The organism is Peptoniphilus sp., from assembly GCF_050943655.1.
Lineage (GTDB): Bacteria > Bacillota > Clostridia > Tissierellales > Peptoniphilaceae > Peptoniphilus_A.
In genome coordinates this window covers 15759-38072 of sequence record NZ_JBMNPQ010000006.1, presented here as the reverse complement: position 1 = coordinate 38072, position 22314 = coordinate 15759, and the positions used below count along the sequence as shown (strand labels likewise).

Annotated in this window: 21 protein-coding genes and 1 pseudogene; 19 read left to right on the top strand and 3 right to left on the bottom strand. The window is 34.4% G+C overall.

Annotated features, from left to right (window positions below; genetic code table 11):
* The 5 genes and pseudogenes from tuf to ACOX6R_RS01625 all read left to right on the top strand — a co-directional run.
* A pseudogene (tuf, locus tag ACOX6R_RS01645) lies at window positions 1-214 on the top strand (elongation factor Tu); the annotation flags it as partial.
* A 354-nt stretch (window positions 215-568) separates the two neighbouring features.
* On the top strand, window positions 569-2278 hold the full coding sequence (locus tag ACOX6R_RS01640; protein ID WP_433446568.1) for an ABC transporter ATP-binding protein: 1710 nt from the start codon (window positions 569-571) through the stop codon (window positions 2276-2278).
* Window positions 2268-4010: an ABC transporter ATP-binding protein gene (locus tag ACOX6R_RS01635; RefSeq protein WP_433446566.1), complete on the top strand. Its 1743-nt coding sequence runs from the start codon at window positions 2268-2270 to the stop codon at window positions 4008-4010. Before ACOX6R_RS01640 ends, ACOX6R_RS01635 begins: the two co-directional genes overlap by 11 nt.
* Window positions 4011-4019: 9 nt before the next feature.
* Window positions 4020-5195: an iron-containing alcohol dehydrogenase gene (locus tag ACOX6R_RS01630; RefSeq protein WP_433446564.1), complete on the top strand. Its 1176-nt coding sequence runs from the start codon at window positions 4020-4022 to the stop codon at window positions 5193-5195.
* 316 nt (window positions 5196-5511) lie between these two features.
* Window positions 5512-6876, top strand: a complete 1365-nt coding sequence (locus ACOX6R_RS01625; RefSeq protein WP_433446562.1) for a sodium-dependent transporter — start codon at window positions 5512-5514, stop codon at window positions 6874-6876.
* 149 nt (window positions 6877-7025) lie between these two features.
* Here ACOX6R_RS01625 and ACOX6R_RS01620 read toward each other — a convergent pair whose 3' ends face one another.
* The gene (locus ACOX6R_RS01620) at window positions 7026-7379 is read right to left on the bottom strand and encodes a class II SORL domain-containing protein (RefSeq protein ID WP_433446560.1); all 354 of its coding nucleotides are present in this window, start codon (window positions 7377-7379) and stop codon (window positions 7026-7028) included.
* A 122-nt stretch (window positions 7380-7501) separates the two neighbouring features.
* On the opposite strand from ACOX6R_RS01620, the gene ACOX6R_RS01615 reads away from it, so the two are divergent.
* The 4 genes from ACOX6R_RS01615 (at window position 7502) to ACOX6R_RS01600 (ending at window position 12232) form a co-directional block, all read left to right on the top strand.
* Window positions 7502-8635 carry a THUMP domain-containing class I SAM-dependent RNA methyltransferase gene (locus tag ACOX6R_RS01615; RefSeq protein WP_433446558.1) on the top strand — a complete coding sequence of 378 codons (1134 nt, stop codon included), beginning with the start codon at window positions 7502-7504 and terminating at the stop codon, window positions 8633-8635.
* A gap of 17 nt (window positions 8636-8652) precedes the next feature.
* Window positions 8653-9738, top strand: a complete 1086-nt coding sequence (locus ACOX6R_RS01610; RefSeq protein WP_433446556.1) for a SpoIIE family protein phosphatase — start codon at window positions 8653-8655, stop codon at window positions 9736-9738.
* A 197-nt stretch (window positions 9739-9935) separates the two neighbouring features.
* Window positions 9936-10478, top strand: a complete 543-nt coding sequence (locus ACOX6R_RS01605; RefSeq protein WP_433446554.1) for a LemA family protein — start codon at window positions 9936-9938, stop codon at window positions 10476-10478.
* A 5-nt stretch (window positions 10479-10483) separates the two neighbouring features.
* A complete protein-coding gene (locus ACOX6R_RS01600; protein WP_433446552.1) occupies window positions 10484-12232 on the top strand; it encodes a DUF2207 family protein in 1749 nt (582 codons plus the stop codon).
* Between the two features lie 156 nt (window positions 12233-12388).
* Here the strand turns inward: ACOX6R_RS01600 and gap are convergent, their stop codons facing one another.
* Entirely contained in the window at window positions 12389-13408 is a 1020-nt protein-coding gene (gene gap / locus ACOX6R_RS01595; protein ID WP_433446550.1) for a type I glyceraldehyde-3-phosphate dehydrogenase, read from the bottom strand.
* A 128-nt stretch (window positions 13409-13536) separates the two neighbouring features.
* On the bottom strand, window positions 13537-14406 hold the full coding sequence (locus tag ACOX6R_RS01590; RefSeq protein WP_433446548.1) for a DegV family protein: 870 nt from the start codon (window positions 14404-14406) through the stop codon (window positions 13537-13539).
* Window positions 14407-14479: 73 nt separating this feature from the next.
* Between ACOX6R_RS01590 and ymfI the strand changes: the two genes are divergently transcribed.
* The 10 genes from ymfI (at window position 14480) to ACOX6R_RS01540 (ending at window position 22293) form a co-directional block, all read left to right on the top strand.
* The gene (gene ymfI, locus ACOX6R_RS01585; protein WP_433446546.1) at window positions 14480-15214 is read left to right on the top strand and encodes an elongation factor P 5-aminopentanone reductase; all 735 of its coding nucleotides are present in this window, start codon (window positions 14480-14482) and stop codon (window positions 15212-15214) included.
* 11 nt (window positions 15215-15225) lie between these two features.
* A complete protein-coding gene (locus ACOX6R_RS01580) occupies window positions 15226-16149 on the top strand; it encodes a diacylglycerol/lipid kinase family protein (RefSeq protein WP_433446544.1) in 924 nt (307 codons plus the stop codon).
* 17 nt (window positions 16150-16166) lie between these two features.
* A complete protein-coding gene (gloA, locus tag ACOX6R_RS01575; RefSeq protein WP_433446542.1) occupies window positions 16167-16541 on the top strand; it encodes a lactoylglutathione lyase in 375 nt (124 codons plus the stop codon).
* 23 nt (window positions 16542-16564) lie between these two features.
* On the top strand, window positions 16565-17077 hold the full coding sequence (locus ACOX6R_RS01570) for a DUF3783 domain-containing protein (RefSeq protein WP_433446540.1): 513 nt from the start codon (window positions 16565-16567) through the stop codon (window positions 17075-17077).
* Between the two features lie 284 nt (window positions 17078-17361).
* Window positions 17362-18309: a GTP 3',8-cyclase MoaA gene (gene moaA, locus ACOX6R_RS01565; RefSeq protein ID WP_433446538.1), complete on the top strand. Its 948-nt coding sequence runs from the start codon at window positions 17362-17364 to the stop codon at window positions 18307-18309.
* On the top strand, window positions 18310-19272 hold the full coding sequence (moaCB, locus tag ACOX6R_RS01560; protein ID WP_433446536.1) for a bifunctional molybdenum cofactor biosynthesis protein MoaC/MoaB: 963 nt from the start codon (window positions 18310-18312) through the stop codon (window positions 19270-19272).
* Between the two features lies 1 nt (window position 19273).
* Window positions 19274-19708, top strand: coding sequence for an MOSC domain-containing protein (locus tag ACOX6R_RS01555; protein WP_433446534.1), 435 nt, complete (start codon window positions 19274-19276; stop codon window positions 19706-19708).
* 29 nt (window positions 19709-19737) lie between these two features.
* Window positions 19738-20565 carry a molybdate ABC transporter substrate-binding protein gene (modA, locus tag ACOX6R_RS01550; protein ID WP_433446532.1) on the top strand — a complete coding sequence of 276 codons (828 nt, stop codon included), beginning with the start codon at window positions 19738-19740 and terminating at the stop codon, window positions 20563-20565.
* Window positions 20566-20573: 8 nt separating this feature from the next.
* The gene (modB, locus tag ACOX6R_RS01545) at window positions 20574-21248 is read left to right on the top strand and encodes a molybdate ABC transporter permease subunit (RefSeq protein ID WP_433446570.1); all 675 of its coding nucleotides are present in this window, start codon (window positions 20574-20576) and stop codon (window positions 21246-21248) included.
* 1 nt (window position 21249) lies between these two features.
* Window positions 21250-22293, top strand: coding sequence for a sulfate/molybdate ABC transporter ATP-binding protein (locus tag ACOX6R_RS01540; RefSeq protein WP_433446530.1), 1044 nt, complete (start codon window positions 21250-21252; stop codon window positions 22291-22293).
* The last annotated feature ends 21 nt before the right edge of the window (window positions 22294-22314 follow it).

Sequence of the window (22314 nt, the reverse complement as noted above, 5' to 3'; positions counted from 1 at the left end):
TAACGGATACAGACCACAATTCTACTTCAGAACAACAGACGTAACAGGAGATATCCAATTAGCAGACGGAGTAGAAATGGTAATGCCAGGAGACAACTCAACATTTACAGTAACACTAATCACACCAGTAGCAATGGACGAAGGATTAAGATTTGCCATTCGTGAAGGTGGAAGAACAGTAGCATCTGGAGTAGTATCAAAAATCATTGACTAATAAAATGAAATAAAAAATGGAGCAGGCGACTGCTCCTTTTTTGTTGCAAAAAATTATGCTTTTATAAGTGATAGGGGATGAAAATATCAATTCATTTTAAAAAAAGATTTAAAATACTTAATGGTTTTGTATTAAAAAGTAGTCGTTTAGGGCCTCATAAAATTTAACTATTCGCTTTGATAAAAAATAAAAGATAAATCCATGCGAGTGCAAATATAATTTAATGAGCAAAGGGAGAATAAGTCTATAAGTTTTGTAGTTATTGGGTAAAATGTAAACGTACTTAAATTAGCTTTACCACTACATTTTGCTTAATTTTGGCAATGTGGTAGAATATTTTTAAGTGGAGGAAATATGGAGATTTATAAAGGTTTAAGTAAATATAGGCTGAGGATTTTGGTGGTTTTACTCCTAACGTTTGGTAATGCTTTAGGAGAGCTTTTTTTGCCCAAACTCATGTCCCTTGTAATTGACAAGGGAGTTGCCTATGGAGATACAGATTATATTCTTAAAATGGGAATGATCATGATAATTGTAGTTATCTTAACTGTAACTTGTAGAGCAACAGCTGCTTATCACTCTTCAAAGACTACCATGGCATTTTCTAGAGATTTAAGATATGATCTATTCAAAAAAATAAATTATCTAAGTTTTGATGATGTGGAACATTTTTCTATTTCGTCTTTAATTACTAGAACGACAGATGATGTCAATCAAGTTGAGCAAATGGTTCTTATGGCACTAAGGCCTCTAATTCGTGGACCACTCATGTTTATCGGTGGACTCATCATGGCTCTTTCTACAAATTTAAAATTATCAATAATACTTCCTGTTACAATTCCATTTATTGCAATAGGGCTTTATTTTATTTTAAAAAGAGGTCTTCCTTACTTTCCAATTTTGCAGAGAAGACTTGATAAAATAAATGAACTCTTTAGGAGAAGACTTACTGGTTTAAGAGTTATAAGGGCATTCTCACGCGACGATTTAGAAGAGAATATTTTTGATGAAGCAAATGAAGAGTATAGAGTAATGGCTACTAAGGTAAATAAGCTCCTCATCAACATGAGGCCGCTTCTTACTATTATTTTAAACTTGGCGCTTGTTGCTGTAATGTATTTTGGGGCAAAGCTTGTTGATATAAGAGAACTTGGAGTAGGAGAGCTCATGGCATATATTCAGTACATCACGCAAGTTCTTATGGCAATGATTATGATGAGCTTTTTACTAAATTTGATTCCAAGAACTTATGCCTCAATGAATAGGATTAACGAAGTTTTAGATTATGAGAGCACAAAAACTGGAGGACGTGAAAGTATTGAGGGAGATATTTATGAAATAAGAGGAGAAAATATTTCCTTTGGTTATCCCGACGCTCACAGAAAAGTTTTAAATAACATTAATTTTGATGTAAAAAAAGGCGAGACTCTTGGCATAATTGGTGGAACAGGTTCTGGGAAGACGACACTTCTAAGGTTACTGTTGCAGTTTTATGAACCGGGATACCAAGAGCTTTTTATCAATGGAAAAGACATTAGAAATCTAAATAATTATGATATGAGAGATAAAATTTCTTATGTTCCACAAGATTCGTTTTTCTTTTCAAAGTCCGTTAAAGATAATATGAGATATGCAAAAGAAGATGCCTCAGATAGTGAAATTAAAAGGTCGCTTCAATATGCGAAGACTTCTGACTTTTTGGGAGAGGATGCTCTTTCAAAAGAAATAACTGGTGGAGGGGCAAACTTCTCTGGTGGTCAAAAGCAGAGACTTTCTATTGCAAGGGCACTTACGCGAGATGCATCTGTATATATTTTTGACGATTCATTTTCTGCTCTAGATTATGAGACAGATTATGAACTTAGGAAGAGTCTTTCGGATTTCTTGACAGATAAAATTGTAATTATTGTGGCACAAAGAGTCGCTACAATTTTAAATGCAGATAAGATTTTAGTTTTAGAAGACGGCGAAGTTGCAGGTTATGGAACTCACGAGGACCTCATGAAAAACAACGAAATTTACCGTGAAATAGCTATAAGTCAGGGGCAAAACTATGAAGAATAAAAGCACAGTTTTAAGAATTATCAGTTATTTAAAAGCGTACAGGCTCGAGTTATTTTTCACAATAGTTTTTACAATTTTTTCATCAATTTTGCAAATATTGTCGCCAAAATTAATGGGAAATATCACGACAAAGGTTTTTGAAAATGTTCAGGCAAATATGCCCGTTGATTTTGAATTTATTACTAGAATTTGTACAATTTTAATTTTTATTTATATTGTTCAGGGCATTTCTGATTACTTTACTGGCAGAATACTTGTAAATGTTACACAGGAATTAATTTCAAAATTAAGAAGTGAGATATCAGAAAAAGTAAGATATATTCCCACATCTTATTTTGACAAGCACAGCACGGGAGACCTCCTATCGAGGATGACAAATGATGTTGAGACTCTTGGCAAAAACTTGCAACAGACAGTTTCTTCCCTTTTATCTTCTGTGATTTTAATTGTTGGAATACTCTTTGTAATGATAAAGACGTCGATGACGCTTACACTGGTATTTTTATTTACACTTCCAGTGACATATTTTTCAACTAAGTATATTTCAAAAAAATCTCAAGGCTACTTTAGGAAGAAGTCAAAAGGGCTTGGCAGCATGGTTGGATTTGTAGAGGAGAACTTCTCTGGGTCCGAACTTGTAAAAGCTTTTAATTACGAAAAAAGAGCAGAAGATGAATTTTTGGATATAAATAATAATCTTTACGAAGTGAGCTACAAGGCAAGTTTTATGACGGGAATTATGCTTCCTATTATGACATTTATTTCAAACATCGGCTATGTAATGCTTTCACTAGTTGGTGGAATTTTAGTCGTAAAGGGTAAATTATTTATTGGAGATATTCAGGCAGTAATTCAGTATGTGAGAAAATTAAATGGACCGATTGAACAACTTGCTGAGATGGCGTCAATTTTCCAAGCTTCAATTGCATCTGGCGAGAGAATTTTTGAATTTTTAGATGTAGATGAGGAAGAAGAAATTGTAACAGATAGTATTAAAAGGCCCGTTGAAAATATTGAATTTCAAAATGTGAACTTCTCTTATGATAAGAAAAAACCTATCATAAATAATTTAAATCTAGATGTAGTTAAAAACTCAACTGTTGCCATAGTTGGACCAACTGGAGCAGGCAAGACTACTATTGTAAATCTTTTAATGAGGTTTTATGATATTGATAGTGGAAAGATTAAAATAAATGGCGTCGACATAGAAGATGTGTCGAGAGAGAACTTGAGGTCTCTATTTGGAATGGTGCTTCAAGATTCGTGGCTCTTTAGGGGCACGATCTATGACAATATTAAATATGGCAAGGAAGATGCAACCTATGAAGAAGTGATTGAGGCATCGAAGAAAGCTTATTGTCACAACTTTATCGAAAAACTCCCAGATGGATACGACACAGTTTTAAATGAAGAGGCATCTAATATCTCTAAAGGACAAAAGCAGCTTCTTACTATTGCAAGGGCGCTTTTATCTGATCCAGAAATTTTAATACTGGATGAGGCGACATCATCTGTCGATACGAGAACTGAGGCGCTAATCCAAAAGGCTATGCAGAACTTACTTCATGATAGGACAAACTTTATAATTGCACACAGGCTTTCAACTATTGTAAATAGTGATGTGATACTCGTTTTAGATAAGGGAGACATTGTGGAAAAAGGAAGCCACAAGGAACTTATTAAATTAGATGGAGCTTATGCTAAACTTTATAATTCACAGTTTAAGAATTAGGAGGATTTTATGAAAGATTTTATTTGGAATGTAGACACAAAGATTTTATTTGGAAAAGATTATTTAAAAGATTTGCCAAAAGAAATTAAGAAGTATGGCGACAGAGTTCTTATAACTTACGGTGGAGGTTCCATTAAAAAGATAGGACTCTATGACGAAGTTGTTAAGATTTTAGAAAAAGAAAATATTTTTTACAAAGAACTTGGTGGAATTGAACCAAACCCAAGAGTTGAGTCAGCTCGCGAAGGTGTAAAAATAGTTCGTGAAAATGACATAAACTTTATCTTGGCAATTGGTGGAGGATCTGTAATAGACCTTTCAAAATTAATTGCAGCTGCAACTTTTGTCGATGCTGATCCATGGAAAATCGTAATTAGAGAAGAAAAAATCGAAAAAGCTCTTCCAATTGGAACAATCCTTACACTTGCAGCAACAGGTTCAGAAATGAACGGCGGCGGAGTTATTACAAATCCAGAAACTAAACAAAAACTTGGATTTGGCTCACCACTTGTTAAACCAAAATTCTCAATACTTGATCCTGAAATAACTTATTCAGTAAATGCAAAGCACACAGTAGCAGGCGTTGCAGATATTATGTCTCACACAATGGAAAATTATTTCACACTAGATAAAGACACTTATCTACAAAACAGAATGTCTGAGGCAATTTTAAAAACTTGCATTCACTACGGCCCTATTCTACTTGAAGAGCCAGAAAATTACGAAGCTCGTGCAAATATAATGTGGGCATCATCTTGGGCAATTAACGGACTTGTAAAGACTGGCAAGGACACAAATTGGTCAGTGCATCCAATGGAACACGAACTTTCAGCTTTCTACGACTTAACTCACGGAATTGGACTTGCAATTCTTACTCCAAGATTTTTAAGTTATATTCTTGATGACGATACAGTTGATATGATTCGCGACTTTGGAATAAATGTATTTGGAATTAAACCAAGCGATGACAAATTCCAAGACGCAAAAAAAGCAATTGGAGCTTTACACGCATTCTTCGAACAAGAACTTCATGTGCCAATGACTCTTGAAGAAGTTGGAATTGACGACGAACATCTAGAAGAGATGGCAAAAAGAGCTGCAGAAAATGCAGGAGGATCAATTAAGGGCGTAAAAGAATTAAAAGAAGAAGATATTTTAGAAATTTATAAAGCATCTCTATTTTAAAATTTAAGTGGAGATTAAACTTTAAATTTTTTGTTAGAGTTATGAAAGAAAAAAATTAATAAATTATGTGATATGGCGAAGTGTGGACATTGTACCTAAACACTTCGCCATATTTTTTTGCAATAATTTTTATTATTTTAAATAAATTTTTAGGCAATATGAACTTTATCCGTTTTAACCCACAAAGAAAAGTCTTAATTACAATATAAATATTTGGCACTTTAAATGATTGAAATTATTTTGCCAAAATCTATTGCAATTGATAGTGAAATGTTATACAATTCTCATTAAATATTCAAAAAAGGGAGGAATTAGTATGAAAGCGGAAAGTTCAAAAGGCACGAGAGGCACTTTTTCGAACTTTGGATTTTTAATGGCATCTGTAGGATCTGCCGTTGGTCTTGGAAATCTTTGGAAATTTCCATATCTGACTGGTACAAATGGAGGAGGTATATTCGTACTGATTTACCTCTGTATTTTGCTTACTGTAGGATTTGCGTGTATGTTGGGTGAGATGACGATTGGACGATTTACAAAACTAAATCCAATTGGAGCTTATAAGAAGATTGCCAAAAAATATACTTTTGCAGGAGTCATTGGTGTAGTTGTGGCATTTTTAATAGTTACTTATTACAACATAATTGGTGGATGGATTTTAAAATATTTATTTTCATATATAACTGGTCAGTCTAAATTTGTAAGTGCAAGCTCAGAATCATTTTTTGGAAGCTTTATATCAAGTCCTTTTGAGCCAATTCTTTGGACTTTTATATTCATAGTAATCAATTTATTTATTTTGAAGGCAGGAGTAATAAAGGGAATAGAGAGAGCGTCAAAATTCATGATGCCACTTCTTTTTGTTCTTTTAATAGTAACTGCAATAAGATCAGTTACACTTCCTGGAGCAGTAGAGGGAATTAAATTTTTCTTAAAGCCAGACTTGTCAAAACTTTCAATGTCAACAGTATCAGCTGCACTTGGTCAAGTTTTCTTCTCACTATCTCTTGGAATGGGAATTACAATTACCTATGGGTCCTATTTATCAGACTCAGCAAACTTGGAAAAGAATGCAGTGATGGTTCCATTGTTTGACACAATAGCGGCAATACTTTCTGGATTCGCAATACTTCCTGCAGTTTTTGCATTTGGTTTTGATCCATCAGAAGGGCCTGGACTTATTTTTGTGACATTGCCATCAGTTTTTGGTTCAATGCCAGGTGGAGTTATCTTTGGAAGTTTATTCTTCTTATTAGTTCTTTTTGCAGCGATAACCTCTTCACTATCACTATTAGAAGTTCCAACATCTTATTTAATTGACAACAAAAACTGGGACAGAAAAAAAGCAGTGTATGTATTAAGTGCAATTATATTTTTAATTTCAATACCTGAATCACTTTCTAATGGAGTTTGGGAGATGAAGTTCTTTGGAATGACTTTCTTCGACTTCGTGGGATACATTGCAGAGGCTGTTCTAATGCCACTATGTGGACTTTTGATGTGCATAGTAATTGGTCATGTGTGGGGAACTGACAAGGCGACAGAAGAGATTACAAATCACGGCACTTTGGAATTTAAAGCAAAAAGTTATTGGAGCGTATTAATTAAATATATAGCGCCAGTTTTGATTTTATTAATTTGGTTAAATTCAACAGGAATTTTATCATTACTGGGACTTGTATAGAGCATCGACTTAAATAGAAAGTTAAAATTAAAATCTTAAAGCGACTTAGGTCGCTTATTTTTTTTGCACTTGTTGTGATAAATTATCTGCAAAAAAAAGAGAGATTATTAAAATCTCTCTTTAACTGATATAAAAATTTTAAATTTAAATTAAACTTCTAGAGAATTTTCCCAAAGTCCGTGGATATTGCAATAGCTTAGTGCATAAACTTCTCCACCTTTGTCAGTTTTTACAGAAGTTTCTACACATGGTTCTGTGAATAGATCTTCTTCGCCGTGTGCTGAAAATTCATATGAACCAACTTCGATTGGGAATTTAGCTCCTTCAGGTTTAAAGAATACTTTAATCCATGCAATGTGGTGTTCTAATGTATTTGGGTGAGCAACTTCTTCACCAACGTGAGCTTTAATGTTAAGAACTCCGTCTTTTTTATCTACGATGATTGCAGGAACGTGTTTTTCAGATTTCCAATCAGCAGTTTGAATTGTTTCGGTTAATTTCATTAATATACCCCCAATAAAATTTATAAAATTTCTTACAAAATAATAATACCCTTTAATTAAAAAAATACACAAAATAAAGACAAAGAAAATTATATCTTGTATAATAGTACTTGAGGTGCGAGATGGATAAAGTAAAATTAATTGCAACGACAAATTTTGGGCTGGAAGCAGTTACAAAAAGAGAACTTATAGAGTTGGGATATGAAAATTTAAAAGTTACAGACGGAAAAATTGAAATAGAAGGAAGTCTTAAAGACATTGCTGTTTTAAATCTAAGACTTAGAACTGCAGAAAGAATTCTTATTCTTGTAGATAGATTTCCTGCAACAACTTTTGAAGAATTATTCGACAAAGTCTATGACATTGATTGGACTTATTTTTTAAGAGAAGACGATAACTTCATCATTGAAGGGCGAAGCAGAAAGTCTAAACTATTTTCAATTTCAGACTGCCAAAGAATTACTGAAAAGGCGATCATTGAAAAACTAAGAACAAAATACAATGTATCGTGGTTTGAAAAAAGTGGTCCGCGAGTTAGAATTGAAGTTTCTCTACTTAATGATGTTGCAGAAATTACCATCGACACATCGGGAGATGGACTTCACAAAAGGGGATATAGAGAAGTAAATTACAAGGCCCCACTTTCAGAGACTATAGCTGCATCTCTAATTCTTTTAAGTTATTGGAACGAGGATAGGATTTTGGCAGATCCATTTTGTGGATCTGGAACTATTCCAATAGAGGCGGCCATGATAGGAAAAAATGTTGCGCCAGGTCTTATGAGAAAATTTGATTTTGAAAAATTTGCCTTTATTGATCCCGACGAATTTAAGGAAGAAAAGAAGAAGTGCTATCAGGAGATTGACTACAACAAAAAGTTATCAATCATTGCATCAGATATCTCACACAAAGCAATTGAGATTGCGCGCATGAACAGCGAGATTTTGGGACTTGAAGAGGACATTTCATTTTTCCAAAAAGACATTAGAGAGCTTGATCTTCCAAACGACTACGGAGTTTTAATTACAAACCCTCCTTATGGAGAGAGAATTGGGAAAAAAGATGTAGACGAGTTAAATAGAGAACTTGGAAAATTATATAAATATCTGGACACTTGGTCTTTTTATATAATTTCTGCCAACGAAAAATTCGAAAAGAATTTTGGCAAAAAGGCAGACAGAAATAGAAAGTTGTACAACGGGAGACTCAGATCCTACTATTATCAATACTTTGGACCAAAGCCCTATAAAAAATAATTGCACCGAGGTGTATCGTGAGTAAAGACCTTAACCACAAAAAAATTGACCTGCAAGTTCTAAATGGAATTGCAGATTTAATTCGAGTTTTAGATACAAATGAAAAAGTAGTCTTTGTAAACCAAGCAATGGAAGAGATGCTTGGATATGACAGCGAACAACTTGTTTGCAGAATTGGAGACGATGTTTTTGATCCTTCCATAACAAGGCGTGCCCTTCAGACTGGTGAAGTTATCCAAAGAGAAGAGAATATTGGAAACTTAATTTTTTCAGTAAAATGCTCACCGGTAATTGGCACGAATGGGGAGATAATTGGCGTAGTTGAAGTTTTTAGAAATGTGACAATGGCAAGAAAACTTCAAAAAGAAATGATTAAGAAAAATAAAATCATGACCAACGAAACCAATTCAGCATCAAAAATTCAAAGGACTATGCTTCCCGACAGAGGTTTTCAAAAAAATCTTAAAGTAAATTACATCTACAAGCCGTCTAATATTTTAAGTGGCGATATGTTTGATGTTTTTGAAATAGATAATGACCACATTGCAATTTATATGGCAGACTCTGTTGGTCATGGATTTGCTGCATCAATGGTGACTATGTTTATTAAGTCCATGATTAGGACATCAAATATAAACATTATGCTATCACCTAAGGAGATGTTAAGGTCAATATCTGATAGATTCACGACACTTCGTCTTGAAATAGAAAATTACTTCACTTGCTTTTATGGAGTTTACAACAGGAGAAAAAATTCTTTTGTCTATGCCAATGCAGGTCACTTGCCACTTCCTATGAGAGTAAGAGATGGCGAGATAGAAAGACTTGTTTCAAGTGGCTATCCGATTTCTAGGTTCTTCGCAAATCCAAATTACGAAGAGTATGAAATTGATATTTACGCCGGCGACAAACTTCTATTTATGACTGATGGAGTTGTTGAAAATAGAAATAGAGCTGGAGAAGCCTACGGCATGAAGAGAGTGGAAGACATTGTGAAAATAAAAAACATCGATGTGTTGGAAACTCTTGAGAAAAATTTTGATAAATTTTTAGATGGACCGCAGAGCGATGATGTGTCGGCTCTAATAATAAATGTTTGGTAAATTTAATATTTTTTGAGCTCACCAAGTTGTGAGCTTATTTTTTATTATAAATAGTTTATAGCTCACCCAAGTGGTGAGTTTTTTATTTGCACATTGATAAATTTTACGATTTGTATATCTAAATTTAATACAGTTTTGACAAATTATGAATTTAATTAGGGTAGAGATTAATTAATTAAATTTATGAGGAGGTAGTTATGACTCTTATTATTATAATCGTCATTGTAGTTCTTCTTTTGTTATTTATAATGACAAATTACAACTCTCTTGTAAAACTTAGAGAGATGGTGAAAAATTCAATGGCAAATATTGCAGCTCAAGTTGAATCGAGATGGGACGCTGTGAGTAGTCTAATCGAGGCGACAAAAAAATATTCAGAACATGAGGCAAGCCTCTTAAGAGACATCACTGAAAAAAGGACAAATATAGATAGAGATGCATCAGCTCGTGATGTTGAAAGAGACGACGACGCTTTTTCTAAGGCTCTTACTAGAATAAACGCAGTTGCAGAGGCTTATCCAGATTTAAAGGCATCTGAAGTTTATAAAAGCACAATGAACTCAATAAATTCCTACGAAGAAAATGTCCGCATGTCTCGTATGATTTATAACGACACAGTTACAAAATTAAATACGAAAATTCAAAGTTTTCCATCAAATATAGTGGCGTCAATGTTTGGATTTAAACAAGAAGAGTATTTCAAAAATTCTTCAGGTAAAACTGACATGCCATCTTGGTAAGTATTATGAAAAAATTATACACATCTATTTGTACAATTTTTTTGGTGCTCATAGTAATAACTTCAAATGTATTTGCAGAAGTTAACATGCACTCCATAGATTTGGAAGTAAGTCTTCACTCTGACGGCTCGGCAAGTGTAAAAGAAACGAGATCTTTTTACACAGACGAGGGCACAGAGAACTTTATCTCTCTTGGAAATATGGGAGAGACAGAGCTTTCTGATGTTAAAGTTTATGATGAAAGTGGGAATCTACTTGAGAAGGTAGAAAGCTGGGACATCAATAAGTCAAGAGAAGAGAAGGCCCACAAATATGGGGTAGTTGACACAGGTGATGGATATGAAATTTGCTTTGGATTTGGAGATTATGGCGAGCATACTTTCGTTACAGAATACAATCTTTCAAACTTTGTATTTAATTTAAAAGATAATTATCAAGCCTTCTACTGGAAATTTTTAAACGATGGAATGAATCCAACGGAAAGGGCAAGCGTAAGGGTTTATAATGACGCTGGACTAGTGTACTCTTATCCGAGCACGAGGATTTGGGGATTTGGTTATACTGGAAAAACTGAGATAAATAATGACAATCTCTATGCCTATACAGAAGAGCCCATGAGTTCATCTAATTACATGGTACTTCTTGGAATTTTTGAAGGAAAAATATTTAATACTTCGAATAATCAAAATTGGACCAGCGATGAGCTTATAGATGAGGCGATGGTAGGTGCGAGCCCAAGTGATGGAAATGGCGGCAACAGCACTAATGCGAGAGCAAGCGAAGATAATTATTATGACGATTCGCAGGGCACATCTTCAAGGCATCCGTTCTTTGGATTTATTTTTTGGCCATTCTTTTCAGTTATTTTTAACATTATAATTGTTTTTATTATATTTCAATTTATTAGAAATATAAATAAAGGCTCTGAAGATATAAAAGGCAGAACTATAGATATGGAAGAGCTTCCCTATTATAGAGATATTCCAGATGAGGATTTTGCAAGGACCTATAGACTTGTTTATCCAGAGATGGAAGATGTTCTTTCGGCATATATTTTAAAGTGGGTCTTTGAGAAGAAGTTAAAAGAAAGAAAAGATGAAGTTGGTTTAATCTTTAAGAGAGACAGCCTGAGCCTTATTATTGGTGATAAGGGCGAGTTTGATAATACAGCCGAGGAAGATCTTTGGGATATGATTGTAAGTGCAAGCGGCGACGACAATATTCTTTCTGAGAAGGAGTTTACAAAGTACATCAAGAAGCACTACGACGAATACAGCGACCTTCAAGAGACTCTTAGCAAAAATTCCAAAAGATATATTAAGTCAATTGGCGGTTACGAAGTAATTGAGAAAAAAGTTCTTGGGATATTTAAACGCGAAAAGACTTATGAGACTGATGTAGCTTATGAGCTTAAAAAGAAAGTTTTTGGTTTTAAAAAATATCTTGAGGACTACTCACTTTTATCAGAAAGAGAAGTAAAAGAAGTATCACTTTGGAAAGATTATTTAATTTGGGCTGCATATTTTGGGATAGCTGATAAAGTTTATGAACAGCTTAAGATAGTCGATCCTGGCTATGATATTAATGGAATGGACATGACAACTTTTATTATTCTAACGAATAATTTTTCAAGTAATGTTCAGTCTGCTTATAACAGCGCGACTTCATCATCTTCATCAGGTGGTGGAGGTTCATCCTTTAGCGGAGGTGGCGGTGGCTCCTTCGGTGGAGGAAGTGGCGGCGGAATTAGATAATTTGAAATTTCGTTATAAATAAAAAAGGGGCTATTATTTTCATAGCCTGAAACTTTTAATAAAGCTAAAGAAATCTTATTAATTTATAAAAAATATGAGGCTATGATTTCATAGCCTCTTTTATTTTTAAATATTAAATTTTACTTTCTAAATAAATTACATTAATTTTGCAATTTTTTCTGTAAGGTCGATTACTCTTTCAGTATAACCCCATTCGTTGTCATACCAAGAAATTAGTTTTACCATATTGCCATTAACTGTTGTAAGTTTAGAATCAAAAATTGAAGAGTGTTCGTTTCCGATAATATCTGAAGAAACTAGTTCGTCTTCTGAATATTCTAAAATTCCCTTCATTTCATTTTCTGAAGCTTTCTTGATTGCTGCGTTAATTTCTTCTACAGTTGCTTCTTTTTCAAGTTCAAATGTAACATCAACAAGGGATCCTGTTGGCACTGGAACTCTAAGTGCAAATCCTGTAAGGATTCCATCAACTTCTGGAATAACTTTTCCAACAGCTTTTGCAGCTCCTGTTGATGTAGGAATAATATTTTCTGCACCCATTCTTGCACGTCTCATGTCTTTTTTGTGAACTGCATCGTGAATGTTTTGGTCATTTGTGTATGCGTGAACTGTAGACATAAGTCCTTTTCTAATTCCAAAGTTTTCAAGAATTACTTTTGTAACTGGAGCAAGGCAGTTTGTTGTACAGCTTGCGTTTGAGATAATATTGTGTTTTTCTGGGTCGTATTTGTCGTCATTAACTCCAAGAACAACAGTTAAGTCGTCGCCCTTTCCTGGTGAAGTTAAAACAACTTTTTTTGCTCCGCTTTCAATATGGCCAATTGCTTGTTCTCTATTTTTAAATGCTCCTGATGAATCTATTACTATATCAATGCCAAGAGATTTCCAGTCCATTTCAGCAGGTGTTTTGGACTCGATAAAAGTTACTTTTTTGCCATTAACAATCATTCCATCTTCTACAAATTCAAGCTCTCCTGGGAATCTTCTGTAGATTGTGTCGAATTTGAAAAGGTGCATTCTTTCTTTAAGAGTCTTTTCTATATTTCTAACGGCAACGTGAGTGATTTCAAAATCTACATCGTCTCTTAATGCCCAAATTCTAAGAGCGTCCCTTCCGATTCTACCAAAGCCCATTATAGCTACATTTTTCTTCATAAAAACCTCCTGATAATCTTTTTATCTATATTTATTATTATATATCACAAGTGTGATAAAGTACAATTAATAAAATCACACTTAAAATTTTAACAAAAAAAGCACTGCCACTGGCAATGCTTTTAAAATTATTCAGCTTTTGGATTTGTAGAAATGTAGGCCATAAGAAGTGTGCCTGGGCCTGTGTGAGATGCGATTGTTATTGACTCATTTAGAAAAACTATTTCTAAATTTTTATCGTAATCTAGAAGTTTATCGCGAAGAGCCTCTGCATCTTCCTTTGCATTTCCGTGAGAGATAAATACTTTTGAATTAAAATCTCTGTCGTAAAACTCTACAAATTTATCAAAAATTTTCTTGATAGCTTTTTTTCTAGTTCTAACTTTGTCTGTTTGGACAATTTTTCCAACTTTATTAAGTGTAAGAATTGGATTTATGTTTAGTGCTGTTCCAAGTACGGCTTGAGATTTAGATACGCGTCCTCCTCTTTGTAAGAAGAATAAGTCGCTAATAATAAAGTCTACATCATATTTATAAGCAAGTGAAGAAATCTCATCAGCTACTTCTTCTACACTCTTATCTTTCTTTTGCATTTCAACGGCAATGTCAACTAGTAGAGACTGGCAGTTTGTCGCAGCGAGTGAGTCTACTAATAAAATTTTTCTCTCAGGGAACTCTTCCCTTAACATATTTATTGCAAGTTGGGCATTGTTATAAGATGAGGATAGTCCACTTGAAAAGGAAATATGTACTAAGTCCTTTCCATCTTTTAAAATCTTTTCAAAAGATTCTTTAAAAGTTTGTGGATTAGATGCTGTCGTCGTTATATTTTCGCCACTTTTTAGAGCAGAATAAAATTTATCTAAATCAAGATCATAGGAACTGTAGAATTCATCGTCGATTACTACATTTATTGGCACGAGGTTTATGTCATTTTCTTCGCAATAAGATTTCTCAAAATCTACACAAGTGTCAGTAGATATTATATAATTATTCATAGATACCTTCCTTTAATCTTTTTTTATATAATAACTCAAAGAATTAAAGGTTACAAGTATTTTGAGGTGAATAATGAAAACTGTATTAATTACCGGATCTTCTAGAGGCATTGGAGCAGAAATTGCAAGAAGGCTTTCAATGGAAGATTACCGCATAATTATTAATTATAATAAAAGTGAAAAAGAGGCCAAAGCCTTAGAAAAAGAAATAAGAAATAGACATAAGGACGCTTTGGCAATTAAAGCTGACATAACAAAATCTGATGAAGTGGAAAAAATGTTTGATGAAGTTAAGAAGAGATTTAAAGGCGTAGATATTTTGATAAATAATGCCGGAATCTCAAGTTACAAACTTTTCCAAGATATCGACGAAGAGTCTTGGGATGAAATTTTTGATGTGAATGTAAAGGGAGTCTACAATTGCATTCATGCAGCACTGCCCTATATGCTTGATAAAAAAAGTGGTAAAATACTTAATATGACTTCTATTTGGGGAATTGTTGGAGGATCTATGGAATGTCACTATTCGGCCACAAAGGGGGCAATTAATGCACTAACTAAGGCACTTGCCCAAGAGCTTGGCTATTCAGGAATAACTGTAAATGCAGTAGCTCCTGGAGCTGTAGACACGACTATGACAAATGAGATAGGTGAAGAGAACCTCTGCGTCTTATCAGAAGATATTCCAATGGGAAGACTTGCAACGACAACTGAGATTGCAGAGCTCGTCTCATTTATGGTGTCTGATAAAAATTCTTACATGACAGGTCAAATTATTTCTCCAAATGGTGGAATGATAGTTTATTAACAGGTGGACAGATGAAGAATATAGTTTTAATTTACAATCCTACATCAGGCAACGAAGCTGCCATAACCTTAGTAGATAGAATTAAAAAACATTTAAATAAATATTTTGACGAAGTTACTTTAATGGAGACAAAGGGCCCTGGCGATGCAACAAAAATTGCAGAAGATGCATCTTGTGAGGGCTATCACTCCATAGCTGTTTATGGAGGAGACGGCACAATTAACGAGGTGCTCCTTGGAATGTATAAATCAAATTCTAAATCAAAATTATGTATCTTCCCAGGAGGCACGGGCAATTTACTTGCACAGAGTCTTGGAATTTCGCAGATAAAAGATATTGCAATAAGGTCAATGAAGTTTGATAAGACAAAAAAGATTAATCTTGGAGTTTGCAACGACCAGGTCTTTAGCATGTTTGCATCAATTGGGCCAGTTCCTGAAGCCATACACGAAGTAACTGTTGAAGAGAAGACTAAATTTGGAAACTTCGCCTATGCAAAAAAATCTGTGGACAAGATGAAGGATTCAGTTGAGTATGAGCTTGAAGTGACAGGTGATAATCATCACTACTCAGGATATGTTGATCACGTTCTCGTGAGTATAACTAATAAAATGGGTAAGTTTAAAATAACTGATGAAATTAAAGAAGATGCAGGTTTGGCAAAAGTCTTTATACTTTCCGATGACTCCATCATCAAAAAACTTTCGGTTTTTGGTTCAGCAATCGTCGGGATGGCTGAAAAAAACGAGAACATCGATTACTTCGAAGCTCAAGAAATTGAGATAAGGTCTTCTAAAAATGAAGAGATAAATATTGACCTTGATGGAGACAAGGGTCCAAAACTTCCAGTTAAGATTACTGTTTTAACTGATTTTATTGAAGTTTATTTGCCGAGCCGTTTGCTCTTTACTGATTTGTATCAGATTGAGAACTAAACTAGACGGAGGTTAAAATGAAATTTTTACACACTTGTATCAGAGTAAAAGATCTTGAAAAATCTGTAGAATTTTATACAAAAAATTTGGGTTTTGAAAAGAGTAGGATAAAGGATTTTCCAGAAAAAGAATTTACGCTTTATTTTTTAAAATTACCAAATAGCGATTATGAACTTGAACTAACTTACAATTATGACAGAGAAGAACCTTATGAAATTGGCGACGGTTACGGACATATTGCCATCTCCAATAGCGACATCATAAAGTTTAGGGAAGAGCTTTTGGAAAAAGGTTGCTATGTAACAGACATTGTTGGACTTAATGATGGCGGAACAAAGTACTTCTTTGTAAAGGATCCAGACGGATATAAAATTGAAGTTATTCAAGAATAATTAATAAGTTTAAGGAGGATTTGATGGAAAAAGTTTTGGCTTATGGACTAACTAGTGAGAGATCAGAAATTTTAAAAGACACTGCCAAAAATTATGGAATTGACGTGGGGCTTTTAAGTGACGAGAATTTAGAAGATAAGGTGGGGGACTTATTTCTAAAAGAAGAATCCGGGGAGACAAAAGGAAGAAGCGAGTTCTTAATTTTCTCAGACTTTGACAGAAACAAGCTCCGTGAATTTTTACTAGAGCTAAAGAAAAATGGAGTTCTCGTAAATCACAAATGCGTCTTGACTGAGACTAACAAGGACTGGACTCTAGGATACTTAATGGGTCACATAGAAGATGAACACAGAATGGTTACTAAATTTAGAACTATTGGTGGCTATGTTCAAGTTGCTGAAAAGTCTTTGGAAGAAAGAGAAAATGTAAAATTAAGATCAATTGTCGAAGAGGCGCACAAGCTTAAAACAATGGAGCTTGACGAAGAACTCTTGGATAAAACTATAGCAGAATTTCAAAAGTTTTTTAAACTTTAATTTTAGATGAACGGGTTTAAGATATGTACATTTAGTATTTGTGCATGCTTGTGCAAATATTTATAAACCAAAATGAAAGATGATTTTAATGTAAAATAAAAATAGAGTCATAAAAATAAAGATGCTTATATTTTTAAGTAAGAATCATCTGCATTTAAAAACATAAAAAGACTTAGATGCCAGAGCTTGTAACATACCTGCTCTGGTATTTATTTTTTGTATTTATTAGAGTGATATATTATGTTATACTGTTTTTAAAATAATATTAAGGACAGTGAAGCTTTATGCTAGATGGTTTTAATAGAAAAATTAATTATCTTAGAATCTCCGTGACGGATCTTTGCAACTTTAGATGCAAGTATTGCATGCCCGAGGACGGAGTTTGTAAAATAAATAGAGAAGACATATTGACTTATGAAGAGCTTTACTACATCACTCATCTTTTTGTTGAAGGTGGCGTGGATAAAGTTAGAATCACAGGTGGAGAACCGCTAATTAGAAAGGGAATCATTCACTTCATAGAGGCGCTCGGTCACATTGAAAAGATAAAGGACCTTGCCATGACGACGAATGGTTCTTATCTTAAAAAATATGCAAAGGATCTAAAAAAGGCGGGACTTGATCGCGTAAACATTTCTCTTGACACATTGAACCCTAAGACTTTTAAAAAACTAACTAAGGGAGATTTAAAGGATGTGCTCGAGGGGATAGATGTGGCCTTTGATGAGGGACTAAAGATAAAGATTAACACAGTTCTTCTAAAGGGAATAAACGACGACGAAATAAATAATTTTTTAAATCTTACGATGGATAGAGATATTGATGTGAGGTTTATTGAGGTTATGCCAATTGGACCTGTAGCAGATTATGCGAAAGAAAAATTTATAAGTGGCGATGAAATTATAAAGACTCACAATCTTAGAAAAATAGAAAATGACGATATAAGTTCGCCTGCAAAATTATATAAACTTGAAGGTTCAAGGGGAAGAATTGGATTTATCGAGCCGATGAGTCACAATTTTTGCGAAAACTGCAACAGAATGAGGCTAACCGCTGATGGAAAATTAAAACCCTGCCTTCACAGCGACAGTGTTGTCGATATTAAGACTCCTCTAAGAAAAGGAGAAGACATTCGTCGATATATTGATGAGGCCATGAGCATTAAGCCCCTTAGGCATCACCTGCTTGAAGGGGAGAGCATAGAAAGCGCAATGAATAGTATTGGAGGATAAATGTTTACACATCTTGATGAAAACGGAAGGGGCCAAATGGTTGACATATCGGGCAAGAGCAAGACTTTAAGAAGAGCTGTTGCAATAGGCTCCATTAGACTTAAAAAAGAAACAATCGATGCGATTAAAAGCGAAAAAATAAAAAAGGGAGATGTCCTTTCGATTGCACAAGTTGCTGCGATACAGGGAGTAAAGAACACTCCAAATATGATTCCAATGGCACATCCTCTACTTCTTAGTGGAATTCATGTTGACTTTTATTTTGAAGAAGAACTTCTCTTTTGTGAAGTGGAAGTAAAGTGCGAAGGAAAAACTGGTGTAGAGATGGAGGCAATTTCTGGAGTATCCTGCGGACTTTTAACTGTATATGACATGTGCAAGTCCATGGATAGGTCCATGACTATTGAAAATATTCACTTGGTTGAAAAAACTGGAGGAAAATCTGGCCACTTCGTCTACGAAGAAAAGGACGATAGAACTTATGACTACGCCGCAGTTGTCATTAGTGATACGAGATCTACTGGTGAAAATAAAGATTATGTAATCCAGGCTTTTAAAGATGTGATGCCAAGTAATTTTAATTTAGTTTATTCAAATATAATTCCAGATGAAATCGAAAAAATTAAGGATGAGCTAGTTTTACTTAGTGACGAGAAAAGAGTTCCACTAATTTTTACATCTGGCGGAACAGGTTTTAGCAAGAGAGATGTAACTCCCGAGGCGACAGAACTTGTAATCGAAAAATCTGCAGAGTCAATTTCAGATGCGATAAGGCTCTATTCAAAGGATAAGACTAATCAGTGGATGCTTTCAAGAGCGACAAGCGGAATAAGAAAAGATTCGCTAATTATAAATCTTCCGGGAAGCCCAAAGGCCGTAAAGGAAAGTGTAATGGCAATTTTACCAAGCCTATCCCACGGACTTGACACACTTCTTGGAAATTTTAAACAGTATGAGGTGTAAAATGGCAAAAGTTGTTTCGATAAATAAATCATTAAAAAAAGGAACTGTTAAAACTCCACAAAGTGAGGGACTTTTTATAGAAAATTTTGGACTTGAAGGTGATGCCCATGCAGGCAAGTGGCACAGACAAGTGAGCCTGTTAGCCGAAGAGTCCATTGGAAAAATGAGAAAGCTCGTGCCAAACTTAAAGGACGGAGACTTTGCTGAAAATATTACAACTGAGGGTATAGTTCTTTATGAACTTCCCGTTGGAACTAAACTTCAAATTGGAGAGACAATTCAAGAAGTTAGTCAAATCGGCAAAGAGTGTCACAAGGGCTGTGCAATCAAAAACAAGGTCGGAGAGTGCATAATGCCTAACGAGGGAATTTTTACAGTTGTATTAAAGGGTGGAGTAGTAAAAGTTGGAGATGAGATAAAAATCATTGAAAGCTAAAAACTATTCCATTAAATTTTGGAGGAAACATGAAAGTAAAAAAAATTTTTGCGGTATTTTTGGTTTTACTAGTAGCAATATCTCTAGCTTCATGTGGCGGAGAAAAAAATAAAGCCGAAAAAACAAATGATACTACAGCTGAGAAGAAAGATTTAGTAGTATTTGCAGCTGCTTCAATGACAGATGTTTTGGAAGAGATAAAAGAAAATTACGAAAAAGAAAACGAAGGCGTAAATTTAATTTTTAACTTTGACTCTTCAGGAACACTAAAATCACAAATTGTTGAGGGAGCAGATGCAGATTTATTTATTTCTGCAGCAGAAAAGCAAATGAATGAGCTCGACAGCAAGAATGAAGCTTATAACGGAAAAGTTGCAATCGACAGCAGTTCTAGAACTGATCTATTAGAAAACAAGGTAACTTTAGTTGTGCCAGAGAAAAATAAAAATAATATTACTGACTTTCGCGATTTAAACACAGATAAAGCCATGACCATCGCCCTTGGAAACGAAGATGTGCCAGTTGGTCAATATTCAGAAGAAATACTTAGAAATCTTGGAATCTTCGATGAGATTAAAGATAAAGTTACATTTGGCTCAAATGTGCGCGAAGTTGCTTCTTGGGTTAGCGAAGGCACAGTTGATGCAGGGATAATTTATGCAACAGATGCAAAGGTCTTTGATCTTAAAATTGTTGCAGAGGCAGATGATGACATGCTAGATAACAAAGTTATTTATCCAGCAGCAGTTTTAGAAAATGCAAAAAATAAAGACGAAGCACAAAAGTTTTTAGATTACTTAAAGACTGATGATGCAAGTAAAGTCTTTGTGGATGCTGGTTTTATTCCAGTAAAATAATTATGAAGATGGATCTATTTCCCTTATTTAATTCCATAAGAATAGCGACAATTTCATCAGTAATAACATTTTTTTTAGGGATATTCTTTGCCTACTATGTGAAAAAATTAAATCCCATCCTAAAGGGAATTTGCGACATGATACTCACTCTGCCACTAGTTTTGCCTCCGACAGTAATTGGATTTTTCATAATAAAAACTTTTGGTCCAAATAGCGGCATAGGGGGAGCACTTCAAAATTTATTTGAAGTAAATCTTATTATGAAGTGGTACTCTTCTATAATTGCAACGACAATTGTGACTTTTCCACTGATGTATCGCACGGCACGCGGTGCCTTTGAGTCCTTCGATATGAATTTAAAATACGCTGCCGAGACTCTAGGAAAGAGCAACACTTGGATTTTTTGGAAGATCACTATGCCAAATTGCAAGAAGGGAATTTTGGCGGGAGTAATTCTATCCTTTGCAAGAGCTCTTGGCGAATACGGTGCAACGAGCATGGTAAGTGGCTACATTCCTGGCAGAACTGCTACAATTTCTACAACTGTCTATCAGTTTTGGAGAGTTGGACAGGACGCGCTTGCATATAAGTGGGTCATCATAAATGTGTTGATATCACTTGCAGTTCTTCTCGTCATCAATATTCTCGAGTCAAATAATTATGGAAGTAAAATGAGAGTGTAAAATGTTAGAAGTAAATATTTTAAAAAATTTTGGAAATTTTAAATTAGATGTGGACTTTAAAAGCGACGACGATGTCCTTGGAATTTTGGGTGCATCTGGAAGTGGCAAAAGTTTAACACTTAAGTGTATTGCGGGGATAATTAAACCTGATAGCGGAAAAATTGTCTTAAATGGACGAGAATTATTTAATTCAGACAAAAAAATAAATCTAAAGCCGCAAGAGAGGCGCGTTGGATTTTTGTTCCAAGACTACGCGCTTTTCCCCAACATGAGCGTTTATGAAAATATAAAAACTGGAATTCGCGGCCAAAATAAAGATGCAGATGAAATTGTAAGTAAAAAACTTGAAGAGATGAATTTAATAGGCGTAAAGGACAATAGGCCCGACGAAATTTCTGGAGGAGAAAAGCAAAGAGCTGCCCTTGCGAGAATCCTTGTAAATGACGCAGAGCTACTTCTTCTCGACGAGCCCTATTCTGCAATAGATGGCTACCTCAGATGGCTTATTGAACTTGAAATAAAGAGCATGATTGAAAAATATAAAATTCCAACACTTTTTGTATCTCACGACCGCGACGAAGTCTATAGAATGTGCGACTCCATCGTCATAATGAAAAATGGTTTTTCTGAAGAGATGAAGAAGACAAAGGATTTATTTAAAAATCCAGTTACAATTTCTGCAGCGGAGCTATCTGGTTGCAAAAACTTTTCACCGCTTGAGAAGATAGATAATAATTTATATTTCGCAAAAAATTGGGGAATAAATTTAAAGCTTTTAAATTATAAAAAATGTGACGCCGTTGGAATGAGAAGTCACTACATCGAGATAGTAGATAAAAAGATAGACGAGAATACATATCCACTTGAAATCATAAAAGAAATTGAGGAGCTCTTTGGCTACTGTTTAATAGTTAGAGAAAAGGGCACAAGTGGAGATGGTTATCTTAGAATTGACTTGGAAAAAGAAAAGTGGACTGATCTTAGAAGTAGAGACGAATTATTTTTTAGAATTGATGAAGAAAAATTAATATATTTAGAGAAATAGATTGAGTTTAAAAAATTTACA

Bases quoted from the DNA above. Each gene is read 5' to 3' on its own strand.
- ACOX6R_RS01640 (WP_433446568.1), top strand. From the start codon at position 569: ATGGAGATTTATAAAGGTTTAAGTAAATATAGGCTGAGGATTTTGGTG.
- ACOX6R_RS01635 (WP_433446566.1), top strand. From the start codon at position 2,268: ATGAAGAATAAAAGCACAGTTTTAAGAATTATCAGTTATTTAAAAGCG.
- ACOX6R_RS01630 (WP_433446564.1), top strand. From the start codon at position 4,020: ATGAAAGATTTTATTTGGAATGTAGACACAAAGATTTTATTTGGAAAA.
- ACOX6R_RS01625 (WP_433446562.1), top strand. From the start codon at position 5,512: ATGAAAGCGGAAAGTTCAAAAGGCACGAGAGGCACTTTTTCGAACTTT.
- ACOX6R_RS01620 (WP_433446560.1), bottom strand. From the start codon at position 7,379: ATGAAATTAACCGAAACAATTCAAACTGCTGATTGGAAATCTGAAAAA.
- ACOX6R_RS01615 (WP_433446558.1), top strand. From the start codon at position 7,502: ATGGATAAAGTAAAATTAATTGCAACGACAAATTTTGGGCTGGAAGCA.
- ACOX6R_RS01605 (WP_433446554.1), top strand. From the start codon at position 9,936: ATGACTCTTATTATTATAATCGTCATTGTAGTTCTTCTTTTGTTATTT.
- ACOX6R_RS01600 (WP_433446552.1), top strand. From the start codon at position 10,484: ATGAAAAAATTATACACATCTATTTGTACAATTTTTTTGGTGCTCATA.
- gap (WP_433446550.1), bottom strand. From the start codon at position 13,408: ATGAAGAAAAATGTAGCTATAATGGGCTTTGGTAGAATCGGAAGGGAC.
- ACOX6R_RS01590 (WP_433446548.1), bottom strand. From the start codon at position 14,406: ATGAATAATTATATAATATCTACTGACACTTGTGTAGATTTTGAGAAA.
- ymfI (WP_433446546.1), top strand. From the start codon at position 14,480: ATGAAAACTGTATTAATTACCGGATCTTCTAGAGGCATTGGAGCAGAA.
- ACOX6R_RS01580 (WP_433446544.1), top strand. From the start codon at position 15,226: ATGAAGAATATAGTTTTAATTTACAATCCTACATCAGGCAACGAAGCT.
- gloA (WP_433446542.1), top strand. From the start codon at position 16,167: ATGAAATTTTTACACACTTGTATCAGAGTAAAAGATCTTGAAAAATCT.
- ACOX6R_RS01570 (WP_433446540.1), top strand. From the start codon at position 16,565: ATGGAAAAAGTTTTGGCTTATGGACTAACTAGTGAGAGATCAGAAATT.
- moaA (WP_433446538.1), top strand. From the start codon at position 17,362: ATGCTAGATGGTTTTAATAGAAAAATTAATTATCTTAGAATCTCCGTG.
- moaCB (WP_433446536.1), top strand. From the start codon at position 18,310: ATGTTTACACATCTTGATGAAAACGGAAGGGGCCAAATGGTTGACATA.
- ACOX6R_RS01555 (WP_433446534.1), top strand. From the start codon at position 19,274: ATGGCAAAAGTTGTTTCGATAAATAAATCATTAAAAAAAGGAACTGTT.
- modA (WP_433446532.1), top strand. From the start codon at position 19,738: ATGAAAGTAAAAAAAATTTTTGCGGTATTTTTGGTTTTACTAGTAGCA.
- modB (WP_433446570.1), top strand. From the start codon at position 20,574: ATGGATCTATTTCCCTTATTTAATTCCATAAGAATAGCGACAATTTCA.
- ACOX6R_RS01540 (WP_433446530.1), top strand. From the start codon at position 21,250: ATGTTAGAAGTAAATATTTTAAAAAATTTTGGAAATTTTAAATTAGAT.